This window comes from Streptomyces sp. NPDC013455, from assembly GCF_040632975.1.
Lineage (GTDB): Bacteria > Actinomycetota > Actinomycetes > Streptomycetales > Streptomycetaceae > Streptomyces.
Genome location: NZ_JBEYCX010000016.1, coordinates 162,024 through 174,006, shown reverse-complemented (window position 1 = coordinate 174,006; position 11,983 = coordinate 162,024). Strand labels below are relative to the sequence as shown.

The window sequence follows — 11,983 nt, the reverse complement described above, 5'->3', positions numbered from 1 at the left end:
GGTTACATACCGAACCCGGAAGCTAAGCCTCACAGCGCCGATGGTACTGCAGGGGGGACCCTGTGGGAGAGTAGGACGCCGCCGAACAATCTTTGGAGGACCCCTGGTCACCAGCGTTCAGCTGGGACCAGGGGTCCTTTTGTTTTTACAATGCTTGTGGTACCGAAGACAGGAGTCACCATGTCCACCAACTCTCCCGACGACCGACCGGAGCGCGACCAGCGGCGACGGGACAGTGGTGACCGTGGCGACCGCGGTGGCTTCCGCCGTGACAACGACCGCCGTGACAACGACCGGCGTGACAACGACCGTGGTGGGTACGGCCGTCGCGACGACCGCCGTGACGACCGCCGCGGTGGCGGCGGCTACCGACGCGAGGGTGAGCGCGGTTCGCGCCCGGGGTTCCAGCGCGACGACCGCGACCGTGGTGACCGCGGCGGGTTCCGCCGCGACGACCGCCGTGACGACAACCGCGGCGGGTCCGACCGCCGCGACGACCGCCGGGATGACCGTCGGGGCGACGACCGTGGCGGGTTCCGCCGTGACGACCGCGGTGACCGGGGCGACCGTCCGTCCTTCCGCCGCGGTGACGACCGCCCCGGCTACGGCCGGCGTGACGACCAGCGCGGTGGCTTCGCCCGCCGTGACGACCGCCGTGACGACCGTCGCGACGAGCGTCGGGGCGACGACCGTGGCGGGTTCCGTCGCGACGACCGCCGCGACGACCAGCGCGGTGGCTTCGCCCGTCGTGACGACCAGCGTGACGACCGCGGTGGCTTCCGCCGCGACGACCGGCGCGACGACAGCCGTGGCGGCGGCTACCGCCGAGAGGGCGACCGGGGCGGGCGCCCGGCATTCCGCCGGGACGACCGCCGCGACGACCGCCGGGATGACCGTCGGGGCGACGACCGTGGCGGGTTCCGTCGCGACGACCGCCGCGACGACCGCGGTGACCGCCCGTCCTTCCGTCGCGACGACGACCGCCCCGGCTACGGCCGGCGTGACGACCAGCGCGGTGGCTTCGCCCGTCGTGACGACCAGCGTGACGACCGCGGTGGCTTCCGCCGCGACGACCGCCGTGACGACCGGCGTGACGACCGCCGGGGCGACGACCGTGGCGGGTTCCGCCGCGACGACCGCCGCGACGACGACCGCGGTGGCTTCCGCCGCGACGACCAGCGTGACGACCGTGGTGGTTTCCGCCGTGACGACCGCCGTGACGACGACCGCGGTGGTTTCCGGCGCGACGACCGGCGTGGTGACGACCGTGGCGGGTTCCGGCGGGACGACAGCCGGGGCGAGCGCGGTGGTTTCCGGGGCCGTGACGACCGGGGGGCCCGTGGGCCCCGCAGGGACGACCGGGGCGGCCGGCCCGGTGGCTTCCGCGGGCGCGACGGCCGGGACGACCACCGCGGTGGTGGCCGCTTCCGTGACGACCGCGACCGGGACCGGGAGCCGATCAAGCGGCTGCCCATCCCGGAGGACGTCACCGGCGACGAGATCGACAAGGACGTCCGGCAGGAGCTGCAGAGCCTGCCCAAGACGCTCGCGGAGGACGTCGCCAGGAACCTGGTGATGGTCGCCCGGCTGATCGACGAGGACCCCGAGGGCGCCTACGGCTACTCCAAGGTGGCCCTGCGCCTGGCGTCCCGCGTGGCCGCCGTCCGCGAGGCCGCCGGGTTCGCCGCGTACGCCAACCAGAAGTACGCCGAAGCCCTCGCCGAGTTCCGGGCCGCCCGGCGGATGACCGGCAGCGTGGAGCTGTGGCCGGTGATGGCCGACTGCGAGCGCGGGCTCGGGCGGCCGGAGAAGGCGCTGGACATGGCAGGCGCCCCGGAGGTGCACAAGCTGGACAAGGCCGGCCAGGTCGAGATGCGGCTGGTCGCCGCCGGTGCCCGGCGGGACATGGATCAGCTGGACGCGGCCATCGTGACGCTCCAGAGCCCCGAGCTGGCCTCCAACTCGGTGCAGCCGTGGACCGCGCGCCTGCGGTACGCGTACGCCGACGCCCTGCTGGCCGCCGGCCGGGAGGGCGAGGCACGGGAGTGGTTCGCGAAGGCCGTCGAGGCGGACCGGGACGGCAGCACGGACGCCTCCGACCGGCTCGCCGAGCTGGACGGTGTCGAGTTCGTCGACGCCCTGGCCGAGGACGCGGCCGACGAGCCGGCGGAGAAGGACGCCCCGGAGGACGGGGACGAGGACTGACGCCGGTCGGTGACGGCAGACGAAGAGGGCGGGCTCCCCTGGGAGCCCGCCCTCTTCGTCGTCGTGGCCGCTTCTCGCCGGCGGTGGCCCCCTCCGCCTCACCGTGGTGGCCGCATCCCGAGCCGTCGGCCGGCTCAGATCTCCAGCGCCCGCAGTACCAGCCCGGACGCCGGCTTCGGGCCGAAGGACGTCGACTTGCGGGGCATCGTCACGCCCTGCCGGGCCAGGTCGCGTACGACCTCCTCGCGGACCGGGTGCATCAGGACGGCCGTGGAGCCGTCGCGCTCCGCCTTCTCGACGGTCGCCGCCGTGTCGTGGATGTAGGCGATGTGGGCCGAGGAGTCCTCGGGGATGTGCCACACGTGCTCCAGGAGCGTGGCGTGCAGCACCGTGGCGTCCAGCGAGCGCCAGGCGGCCGGCCGGTCCGCCGGGATCGTGCGGGCCAGCAGCTGCGGGTCCGGGCGGTCCAGCAGGTGGAAGGCGCCGTCGCCGGCCAGCAGGAAGGCGTTGCCCGCGCAGCAGGCGTCCGCCAGCGCCGCCATGGCCTCGGACAGCGGCAGGTCGAGGCGTCGTACCCGGAACAGACCGTCCACCGCCGACAGCGCGTCGGGGACCCGCAGGCTGTGCAGCAGCCGGTGGATGGCGCGGACGCGCAGGGGATAGCGGACGGTGTCGACCAGCAGCACCAGACCGTAGTCCCAGGGGCTGGGGGAGGGGTGCTCCGCGCGCAGCCGCCGGTAGGTGGCCCAGCGGTGGTGGCCGTCGGCGATCAGGGCCTGGCGGCCGGCGAGGTCGCCCTGGACGAGGGCGAGGTCCTCGGGGTCGGTGACCGACCACAGGCGGTGCAGGAAACCGTCCTCGGTCGTCGTGGCCAGCAGCGGCGGGCGCTCCGCGGTGCGCTCGACCACCTCGGCCGCAGCGCCGTCGCCCCGGTAGGTCAGCAGGAGCGGCTCCAGGTTCGCGCGGGTGGCCCGCATCAGGGCCGCGCGGTCGGCGACCACGGGCGGCATGACGTCCTCGTGCGGCAGCACCACGCCCTCCGCCGGTTCCGAGACCCGCAGGGTGCCGATGATCCCGCGCTGGATCATGCCGTCACCGTCCCGCTGCTCGTACACGTACAGGCCGGGCTCCGGGTCGGCGGTGAGGACGCCCTCGTCCAGCCAGCGGCGCAGCGTGTCGGCCGCCTGCTCGGTGCCGGCGCTCGGCGTGCCGGCCTGGGGCAGGATCAGCCGGACGATGTTGTACGGGTCGGCCGACTGGAGGTGGTGCAGACCGTCGGGCCGTACGACGACGTCGTAGGGAGGTGACGTGACGGAGGCGAGGCTGCCGACCCGGTCCGGGTCGTAACGGAGGCCCCGGAACGGGGTGAGTTCCAGACCGCGGCGCTCGGTTGCCTCCTGGTGACCTGCTGTGTTCATCCCGGCATCGTACGTGTGTCAGTGGCATGCGGGATGATCGGGGGAAAAGCGAGTGAGCGAGGAGCGATGCGGACATGAGCCAGGGCGTCAGGACGAGGCCGAAGAGCAGTGGGCGGCCCCTGAGCGAGGCGTACGACACGGCGCTGCTCGACCTGGACGGGGTGGTGTACGCGGGCGGGAACGCGATCGCGCACGCGGTCGACTCGCTGGCGGCGGCACGGACGGGCGGTATGCGTCTCGCGTACGTCACCAACAACGCGCTGCGCACCCCGGACGCGGTGGCCGCGCACCTGACGGAGCTGGGCATACCGACGGGGGCGGAGGACGTCATCACCTCGGCGCAGGCGGTGGCGCGGCTGATCAGCGAGCAGGTGCCGGCCGGGGCGCGGGTGCTGGTGGTCGGCGGTGAGGGGCTGCGGGTGGCGCTGCGCGAGCGCGGTCTGACGCCGGTGGAGTCGGCGGACGACGACCCGGCGGCGGTCGTGCAGGGGTACGGCGGTCCCGAGTTGCCCTGGGGCCGGTTCGCGGAGGCGTCGTACGCCGTCCGGCGCGGGGTGCCGTGGTTCGCGTCCAACACCGATCTGACGATTCCCAGCGGGCGGGGCATCGCGCCGGGCAACGGGGCGGCCGTGGAGGTCGTCCGGATCGCGACCGGCGCCGAACCGCAGGTCGCGGGCAAGCCGCTGCCCCCGATGCACCGGGAGACGATCATCCGGACCGGTGCCGAGCGCCCGCTGGTGGTCGGGGACCGGCTGGACACGGACATCGAGGGCGCGTTCAACGGCGGGGTCGACTCGCTGCTGGTGCTCACCGGCGTCACCGACGGGGCGCAGCTGCTCGCCGCGCCGCCGCGGCACCGGCCGACGTACGTGGACGCCGATCTGCGCGGCATGCTCACCGGGCAGCCGGATATCACCCGTGAGGGTGAGGGTTTCCGGTGCGGCGGGTGGACGGCGTCGGCCGGCGCGGACCGGTTGGAGCTGGCGGGCGACGGTGAGGCGCTGGACGGGCTGCGGGCGCTGTGCGCGGCGGCCTGGACGGCGGCCGGAGACGACGCGTGCGCGCTGGACGGGGGCAAGGCGCTGGCCAGGCTCGGTCTCTGACGGATCCTCGGCACGGCGGGGGCGGGAAGCTCACGGCAACCGGGGATCGTGATCGAATGCGAGGGTAGGCTAACCTAACCTCGTGTTGGTCGACAGTCCTCCGGAACAGCGCGCGGAGACCGCCCCCGCGCCCCCAACCCGCCGGGCGGCGCGAGCCTTTGGGCTCCTGCTCTCGGTCCTGCTCCTGCTGCTCGTCGCTCTGGCGAGCATCGCGATCGGAGCGAAAGCGCTGTCGCTGGACCAAGTCTGGCACGGTCTGTTCCACGACTCCGGGACCTACGGTGACGTGGTCGTGGACGCGCGGCTCTCGCGCACGGTGCTCGGGCTGCTGACCGGTGCCGCGCTCGGTCTCTCCGGCGCGGTGCTCCAGGCGCTGACCCGCAACCCGCTGGCCGACCCCGGGCTGCTCGGCATCAACGCGGGCGCCTCCGCCGCCGTCGTGACGGCCATCACCTTCTTCGGTGTCACCAGCCTCAGCGGCTACGTGTGGTTCGCGTTCGCCGGCGCCGCGGCGGTGGGCGCGCTGGTGTGGTTCCTGGGCGGCAGCCGGGGAGCCACCCCGGTCCGGCTCGCCCTCGCCGGCACGGCGGTCAGCGCGGCGCTGTACGGCTATCTGCAGGCCGTGATGATCACGGACGGCGCGGCGCTGGGCCGCATGCGCTTCTGGACGGTGGGTTCGCTGGCCTCGGCCTCCGACGCGACCATCATGCAGGTGCTGCCGTTCCTCGCGGCCGGCACGGTCCTCGCGCTCGTGCTGGCCCGGCCGCTGAACGCCGTGGAGCTGGGCGACGACACCGCCCGCGCCCTCGGCGCGAACCTCAACCGCACCCGGGCGCTGGCCATGCTGGCCGCCGTGGTGCTGAGCGGTGCCGCGACCGCCGCCTGCGGTCCGATCGTCTTCGTCGGCCTGATGGTGCCGCACGTCGTGCGCTCGTTCACCGGCCCCGACCTGCGCTGGATCCTGCCGTACGCGACGGTGTTGGCGCCCGTGCTGCTGCTCGGCGCCGACGTCATAGGCCGGGTGGCGACCCGCCCGGCGGAGCTCCAGGTCGGCATCGTCACCGCGGTCATCGGCGGCCCGGTCTTCATCTTTCTCGTACGACGGCGGAGGACGGCCCAGCTGTGAAGACTCACTCCAGGAGCCGTGCCGTACGCATGCCCGGCGGTCTCTCCCTGCGCCTGGACCCGCGTGCCCTCGTCGTGGTCGTCGCGCTGCTGGCCACCGCCGGTGCCGCCGGCGTCGCGCTGATCGGCACCGGGGAGGCGAACATCCCGGCGGCCGACGTGCTGCGGACGCTCGCCGGGAACGGCACCGCCTACCAGGACTTCATCGTCAACGAACTCCGGCTGCCGCGCGTCCTGGTCGGTCTGCTGGTCGGTGCCTCGCTCGGCCTGGGCGGCGCCCTCTTCCAGTCCGTCTCCCGCAACCCGCTCGGCAGCCCGGACATGCTCGGCCTCTCGCAGGGGTCGACGGCCGGGGCGCTGTCCGTGATCGTGCTGATGTCGGGCAGCGCCTTCCAGGTCACCATGGGCGCCCTCGTCGGCGGCCTGGTGACCGGCGTCGCCATCTACGTGCTCGCCTGGAAGCGCGGTGTGCACGGGTACCGGCTGGTGCTGGTCGGCATCGGCGTCAACGCCGTCGCCACGGCGGTCAACGGCTACCTGCTCACCAAGGCCGACCTGGTCGACGCGGCCCGCGCGGTGGTGTGGATGACCGGATCGCTGAGCGGCCGCGACTGGCAGCAGGTCTGGCCGCTGCTCGCGCTGTGCGCCGTTCTCGTCCCGCTCGTCCTCGCCAATGCGCGCGGCCTGCGGATGATGGAGATGGGCGACGACATCTCGAACGCGCTCGGGGTGCGCGTCCAGCGCGTCCGGCTCGTGCTGGTGGTCTCCTCCGTCCTGCTCACCGCCGCCGCCACGGCCGCCGCGGGGCCCGTCAGCTTCGTCGCGCTGACCGCGCCGCAGCTCGCCCGCCGCCTGACCCGCTCGCCGGGGCCGAACCTGGTGCCCTCCCTCTGCATGGGCGCCACCCTGCTGGTCGCCGCCGACTGGGCCTCCCAGCGCCTCTTCGGCGCCGACCAGCTGGCCGTCGGCGTGGTCACCGGCGTCCTCGGCGGCGCGTACCTGCTGTGGCTGCTGGCCACCGAGCGCCGGGCGGGCCGGATATGAGGCGCGCGCAGGGCCCGCAGACGGGGGGCACGACCATGAACACCACGAGGAGCACAGTGAACCGCCTGTCCGCCGAGAACGTCACCCTCTCCTACGACCAGCGCGTCATCGCCGAGCAGCTGTCGGTGGAGATCCCCGACAACTCCTTCACGGTGATCGTCGGTCCGAACGCGTGCGGCAAGTCCACGCTGCTGCGGGCGCTGTCACGGATGCTCAAGCCCAGCCGCGGCCGGGTCCTGCTGGACGGGCAGACCATCCAGTCCATGCCCGCCAAGAAGGTCGCGCGGACCCTGGGCCTGCTGCCGCAGTCGTCCGTCGCGCCCGACGGCATCACGGTCGCCGACCTCGTCGGGCGGGGCCGCTACCCGCACCAGGGCCTGCTGCGGCAGTGGTCGGACGAGGACGAGCGGGTCGTGCGGGAGTCGATGCGGCAGACCGGGGTCGCCGAGCTGGCGGAGCGGTACGTGGACGAGCTGTCCGGCGGCCAGCGGCAGCGGGTGTGGATCGCCATGGCTCTGGCCCAGCAGACCCCGCTGCTCCTGCTCGACGAGCCCACCACCTACCTGGACATCCAGCACCAGATCGACGTCCTCGACCTGTGCGCCGAACTGCACGAGACGCAGGGCCGCACGCTCGTCGCCGTCCTGCACGACCTCAACCACGCGGCCCGTTACGCCACGCACCTCATCGCGCTGCGCGGCGGCCGGGTGATCGCCGAGGGTGCCCCGAACGACATCGTCACCGCCGAGCTGGTGGAAGAGGTCTTCGGGCTGCGCTGCCAGGTCATCGACGACCCGGAGACGGGGACCCCGCTGGTGGTGCCGGCGGCCCGCAGGGCACGCGCGGAGCGGGTCACAGCAGTTTCCTGAGCCGGAACAGGTCCAGCAGGCTCGCCTCCAGCCGTACCCGGCCCGAGCCCCAGGCGGTGGCGAAGTTCAGCTCGCCGTCCACCAGGGCCACCAGGTCGTCCCCGGCCATGGCGAGCCGGATCTGCGCCTTCTCGCGGGGCGGCCCGGGCCGGGTCGTGTCCACCTCGATCCGGCCGCCGGTCATCCGGCCCGCGAAGGTGACGTCCAGGTCGGTGATGTGGCAGCTCACCGAGCGGTCCAGGGCGGCGGCCGCGCGGGTCTCCCCCTCGGCGCCCTGCATGTTGTCCGAAAGCTTCCCCAGTGCGGCGCGGCACTCCTCGATCGTGGCCATCGCCCACGACGGTACCCCAGCCGTTCGGGGTAGCGTCTGGGCATGAGCGAGTCCGTGCCCGAGCCCCAGGACGGCACCGAGGCGGCGCCCGCGTACGACCCCGCGGCCCCCGCCCCCCTGAACGTCCCGCGCACCCCCACCGGCAACGCCGAGGTCGACGCCCGGCTCGCCCGGCTGGGCGACGCCGACCACCTCGCCACCGACGGCCATGTCGAGGTGTACGAGGATGTACACCGGGGGCTGCGCGACGCGCTCACCGCGCTCGACGCCCGCCCGGGACCTCCGGTGCCCCCACCTCCGTACCCGGCGTCCCGGACGTCGCACCAGAGCAGGAGCTGAACCGAACGTGGCAGGAGTCGCACGCCGCCGTCTCGACGCGGAGCTGGTCCGCCGGAAGCTCGCCCGCTCGCGCGAGCACGCCAGCCAGCTGATCGCCGCCGGACGGGTCACCGTCGGCAAGACCGTCGCGACCAAACCGGCCACCCAGGTGGAGACCGCGGCGGCGATCGTCGTCCAGGCCGACGAGGGCGACCCGGACTACGTCTCCCGCGGCGGGCACAAGCTGGCCGGCGCGCTCGCGGTCTTCGTGCCGCAGGGGCTGGTCGTCGAGGGCCGGCGGGCACTGGACGCCGGGGCGTCCACCGGCGGCTTCACCGACGTCCTGCTGCGCGCGGGCGCCGCCCGGGTCGTCGCCGTGGACGTCGGCTACGGCCAGCTCGCCTGGTCGCTGCAGAGCGATGAACGCGTCACCGTCAAGGATCGTACGAACGTACGCGAGTTGACGCTTGAGGCGATCGATGGGGAACCTGTGGATCTTGTCGTGGGCGATCTGTCCTTCATCCCGCTCGGGCTGGTGCTGCCCGCCCTGAAGCGGTGCGTGACGCCGGACGCCGACCTGGTGATGATGGTCAAGCCGCAGTTCGAGGTGGGGAAGGAGCGGCTCGGCAGCGGGGGTGTCGTGCGGAGTCCGCAGCTGCGGGCGGAGGCCGTGCGGGGAGTGGCCGAGAAGGCGTGGGAGCTGGGGCTCGGGGTGCGAGGCGTCACCGCGAGTCCGCTGCCCGGGCCCTCGGGGAACGTCGAGTACTTTCTCTGGCTGCGGGCGGGGGCACCCGAGGTGGACCCGGCCGACGTCGACCGTGCAGTGGCGGAGGGGCCGCGTTGACACAGAACCTGGCGCGTACTGTTTTCCTGCTCGCCCACACCGGGCGGCCCGCGGCGATCCGCAGTGCGGAACTCGTCGTCAAGGGCCTGCTGCGGCATGGCATCGGGGTGCGGGTGCTGGAGGAGGAGGCGCGCGACCTGCCGCTGCCGGACGAGGTGGTCCTCGTCAAGGAGGCGACTCCGCAGTGCCTGGACGGGTGCGAGCTGCTGATCGTGCTGGGCGGCGATGGCACGCTGCTGCGCGGGGCGGAGTTCGCGCGGGCCTCCGGGGTGCCGATGCTCGGCGTCAACCTCGGCCGTGTCGGGTTCCTCGCCGAGGCGGAGCGGGACGACCTCGACCGGGTGGTCGACCGGGTGGTGGCGCGGTCGTACGAGGTCGAGGAGCGGATGACCGTCGATGTCGTCGTGCACCGCAACGGGGACATCGTGCACACCGACTGGGCGCTGAACGAGGCGGCCGTGCAGAAGGCCGGCGCCGAGAAGCTGCTGGAAGTCGTGCTGGAGATCGACGGGCGGCCGGTGACGGGGTTCGGCTGCGACGGCGTGGTGCTGTCCACGCCGACCGGGTCCACGGCGTACGCCTTCTCGGCCGGCGGGCCGGTGGTGTGGCCGGAGGTCGAGGCGCTGCTGATGGTGCCGATCAGCGCCCACGCGCTGTTCGCCAAGCCGCTCGTGACCTCCCCGGACTCGGTGCTCGCGGTGGAGGTGCTGCCGCACATCCCGCCCGGTGTCCTCTGGTGCGACGGGCGGCGGACCGTGGAGCTGCCGCCCGGGGCGCGGGTCGAGGTGCGGCGCGGCGCGGTGCCGGTGCGGCTGGCCCGGTTGCACCATTCGTCCTTCACCGACCGATTGGTGGCGAAGTTCGCGCTGCCCACCACGGGATGGCGGGGGGCGCCGCACCACTCCTCGGAGTGACACGGGCGGGCCATGTGCGCTCCCCGCCCCGGACCTCGTATGGTCTGTTCCGTGTTGGAGGAGATGCGGATACGGTCGCTCGGGGTCATCGACGACGCGGTCGTCGAGCTGTCGCCGGGGTTCACCGCGGTCACCGGTGAGACGGGTGCGGGCAAGACCATGGTGGTCACCAGCCTGGGGTTGCTGCTCGGCGGCCGGGCGGACCCGGCGCTCGTGCGGATCGGCGCGGAGAAGGCGGTCGTGGAGGGACGGGTCACCGTTCCCGCGCACGCCCCCGCCGTCGTACGCGCCGAGGAGGCCGGGGCCGAGCTGGACGACGGGGCCCTGCTGATCAGCCGTACCGTCTCCGCCGAGGGCCGCTCCCGGGCCCACCTGGGCGGGCGCAGCGTCCCCGTCGGGCTGCTCGCGGAGCTGGCCGACGACCTGGTGGCCGTGCACGGGCAGACCGATCAGCAGGGGCTGCTGAAGCTGTCCCGGCAGCGGCAGGCACTGGACCGGTACGCGGGCGACGCCGTCGCCGTGCCGCTCGCCAAGTACACCGAGGCGTACAAGCGGCTGCGGGCCGTCTCCGCCGAGCTGGAGGAGATCACCACGCGCGCGCGTGAGCGGGCGCAGGAGGCCGACATGCTGCGGTACGGCCTCGACGAGGTCGCCGCCGTGGAGCCGCGGGCCGGTGAGGACGTCGAGCTGGCCGAGGAGGCCGAGCGGCTGGGGCACGCCGAGGCGCTGGCGTCCGCCGCGACGGCCGCGCACGCCGCCCTCGCGGGCAATCCCGAGGACCCCGAGGGGATCGACGCGGCCACGCTCGTCGCGGGCGCCCACCGGGCGCTGGAGGCCGTGCGGGCGCACGACCCGGCGCTGGCCGCGCTCGCCGACCGGATCGGGGAGATCAGCATCCTGCTCGGCGATGTGGCGGGCGAGCTGGCGGGGTACGCCGACGATCTCGACGCCGACCCGCTGCGGCTGGCCGCCGTCGAGGAGCGCCGGGCCGCGCTGACCGCGCTGACCCGCAAGTACGGCGAGGACGTGACCGCGGTCCTCGCCTGGGCCGAGCAGAGCGCCGCGCGCCTGACCGAGCTGGACGGCGACGACGAGCGGATCGCGGAGCTGACCGCCGAGCGGGACGCGCTGCGCACCGAACTGGGCGGCCTGGCCCAGGCGCTGACCGACGCGCGGGCCGAGGCCGCCGAGCGGTTCGCGGCCGCCGTGACCGCCGAGCTGGCCTCGCTGGCGATGCCCCACGCGCGCGTCTCCTTCGATATCCGGCAGACCGAGGACCCCGAGGGGGTCGAGGTCGGCGGGCGGCCGGTGGCCTACGGCCCGTCCGGCGTGGACGAGGTCGAGCTGCTGCTCGCCCCGCACCCGGGCGCCCCGCCGCGGCCCATCGCCAAGGGTGCCTCCGGCGGTGAGCTGTCCCGGGTGATGCTGGCCGTCGAGGTGGTGTTCGCGGGCACCGACCCGGTGCCGACGTACCTCTTCGACGAGGTCGACGCGGGTGTCGGCGGCAAGGCCGCGGTCGAGATCGGCCGGCGCCTGGCGAAGCTCGCCAGGACCGCGCAGGTCGTCGTGGTCACCCACCTGCCCCAGGTCGCCGCGTTCGCCGACCGGCAGCTGCTGGTGGAGAAGACCGACGACGGCTCGGTCACCCGCTCCGGGGTGAAGGTCCTGGAGGGCGAGGACCGCGTCCGCGAGCTCTCCCGCATGCTCGCGGGCCAGGAGGACTCCGAGACGGCCCGCGCCCACGCGGAGGAGCTGCTGGCGACGGCCAGGGCGGACCTTTAGCGGTTCCCTGGGGATGTCCCGCCCCTAGGG

At 74.0% G+C, this 11,983-nt stretch carries 12 protein-coding genes and 1 rRNA gene; 10 read left to right on the top strand and 3 right to left on the bottom strand.

The features are described from left to right. Positions 1 to 87, top strand: a 5S ribosomal RNA gene (rrf, locus tag ABZ576_RS24765); the annotation flags it as partial. A 30-nt stretch (positions 88 to 117) separates the two neighbouring features. Here the strand turns inward: rrf and ABZ576_RS24760 are convergent. Continuing rightward, positions 118 to 1,410 (bottom strand): hypothetical protein, encoded by a 1,293-nt coding sequence (locus ABZ576_RS24760; protein ID WP_360744790.1) that lies wholly within the window; start codon positions 1,408 to 1,410, stop codon positions 118 to 120. Between the two features lie 57 nt (positions 1,411 to 1,467). On the opposite strand from ABZ576_RS24760, the gene ABZ576_RS24755 reads away from it, so the two are divergent. After that, positions 1,468 to 2,205: a hypothetical protein gene (locus ABZ576_RS24755; RefSeq protein ID WP_360744787.1), complete on the top strand. Its 738-nt coding sequence runs from the start codon at positions 1,468 to 1,470 to the stop codon at positions 2,203 to 2,205. Positions 2,206 to 2,339: 134 nt separating this feature from the next. Here the strand turns inward: ABZ576_RS24755 and ABZ576_RS24750 are convergent, their stop codons facing one another. Further along, positions 2,340 to 3,623, bottom strand: coding sequence for a DUF1015 domain-containing protein (locus ABZ576_RS24750; RefSeq protein ID WP_360744769.1), 1,284 nt, complete (start codon positions 3,621 to 3,623; stop codon positions 2,340 to 2,342). 74 nt (positions 3,624 to 3,697) lie between these two features. On the opposite strand from ABZ576_RS24750, the gene ABZ576_RS24745 reads away from it, so the two are divergent. The 4 genes from ABZ576_RS24745 (at position 3,698) to ABZ576_RS24730 (ending at position 7,764) form a co-directional block, all read left to right on the top strand. Then, positions 3,698 to 4,726, top strand: a complete 1,029-nt coding sequence (locus tag ABZ576_RS24745) for an HAD-IIA family hydrolase (protein WP_360744766.1) — start codon at positions 3,698 to 3,700, stop codon at positions 4,724 to 4,726. 82 nt (positions 4,727 to 4,808) lie between these two features. Further along, entirely contained in the window at positions 4,809 to 5,852 is a 1,044-nt protein-coding gene (locus ABZ576_RS24740) for an iron chelate uptake ABC transporter family permease subunit (protein WP_360744763.1), read from the top strand. Positions 5,853 to 5,881: 29 nt separating this feature from the next. Next, positions 5,882 to 6,895 (top strand): iron chelate uptake ABC transporter family permease subunit, encoded by a 1,014-nt coding sequence (locus tag ABZ576_RS24735; RefSeq protein WP_360744760.1) that lies wholly within the window; start codon positions 5,882 to 5,884, stop codon positions 6,893 to 6,895. Between the two features lie 35 nt (positions 6,896 to 6,930). Next, on the top strand, positions 6,931 to 7,764 hold the full coding sequence (locus ABZ576_RS24730; protein WP_360744757.1) for an ABC transporter ATP-binding protein: 834 nt from the start codon (positions 6,931 to 6,933) through the stop codon (positions 7,762 to 7,764). Here the strand turns inward: ABZ576_RS24730 and ABZ576_RS24725 are convergent. Beyond that, entirely contained in the window at positions 7,748 to 8,095 is a 348-nt protein-coding gene (locus tag ABZ576_RS24725) for an SCP2 sterol-binding domain-containing protein (RefSeq protein WP_360744754.1), read from the bottom strand. The two genes, ABZ576_RS24730 and ABZ576_RS24725, sit on opposite strands and share 17 nt — an antisense overlap. A 42-nt stretch (positions 8,096 to 8,137) precedes the next feature. Between ABZ576_RS24725 and ABZ576_RS24720 the strand changes: the two genes are divergently transcribed. Genes ABZ576_RS24720 through recN form a run of 4 tightly spaced genes read left to right on the top strand, consistent with a single transcriptional unit; the run spans position 8,138 to position 11,953 of the window. Continuing rightward, on the top strand, positions 8,138 to 8,434 hold the full coding sequence (locus tag ABZ576_RS24720; protein WP_360744751.1) for a hypothetical protein: 297 nt from the start codon (positions 8,138 to 8,140) through the stop codon (positions 8,432 to 8,434). A gap of 7 nt (positions 8,435 to 8,441) precedes the next feature. Then, the gene (locus tag ABZ576_RS24715; RefSeq protein ID WP_360744748.1) at positions 8,442 to 9,257 is read left to right on the top strand and encodes a TlyA family RNA methyltransferase; all 816 of its coding nucleotides are present in this window, start codon (positions 8,442 to 8,444) and stop codon (positions 9,255 to 9,257) included. Next, entirely contained in the window at positions 9,254 to 10,171 is a 918-nt protein-coding gene (locus ABZ576_RS24710) for an NAD kinase (protein WP_360744745.1), read from the top strand. The genes ABZ576_RS24715 and ABZ576_RS24710 overlap by 4 nt, the downstream gene beginning before the upstream one ends. A 39-nt stretch (positions 10,172 to 10,210) precedes the next feature. Then, entirely contained in the window at positions 10,211 to 11,953 is a 1,743-nt protein-coding gene (recN, locus tag ABZ576_RS24705; RefSeq protein ID WP_360744742.1) for a DNA repair protein RecN, read from the top strand. Positions 11,954 to 11,983: the final 30 nt, after the last annotated feature.

Excerpts from the sequence above, each read along its gene's own strand:
- ABZ576_RS24750 (WP_360744769.1), bottom strand. The coding sequence starts at position 3,623 with ATGAACACAGCAGGTCACCAGGAGGCAACCGAGCGCCGCGGTCTGGAA.
- ABZ576_RS24745 (WP_360744766.1), top strand. The coding sequence starts at position 3,698 with ATGAGCCAGGGCGTCAGGACGAGGCCGAAGAGCAGTGGGCGGCCCCTG.
- ABZ576_RS24735 (WP_360744760.1), top strand. The coding sequence starts at position 5,882 with ATGCCCGGCGGTCTCTCCCTGCGCCTGGACCCGCGTGCCCTCGTCGTG.
- ABZ576_RS24730 (WP_360744757.1), top strand. The coding sequence starts at position 6,931 with ATGAACACCACGAGGAGCACAGTGAACCGCCTGTCCGCCGAGAACGTC.
- ABZ576_RS24725 (WP_360744754.1), bottom strand. The coding sequence starts at position 8,095 with ATGGCCACGATCGAGGAGTGCCGCGCCGCACTGGGGAAGCTTTCGGAC.
- ABZ576_RS24720 (WP_360744751.1), top strand. The coding sequence starts at position 8,138 with ATGAGCGAGTCCGTGCCCGAGCCCCAGGACGGCACCGAGGCGGCGCCC.
- recN (WP_360744742.1), top strand. The coding sequence starts at position 10,211 with ATGGTCTGTTCCGTGTTGGAGGAGATGCGGATACGGTCGCTCGGGGTC.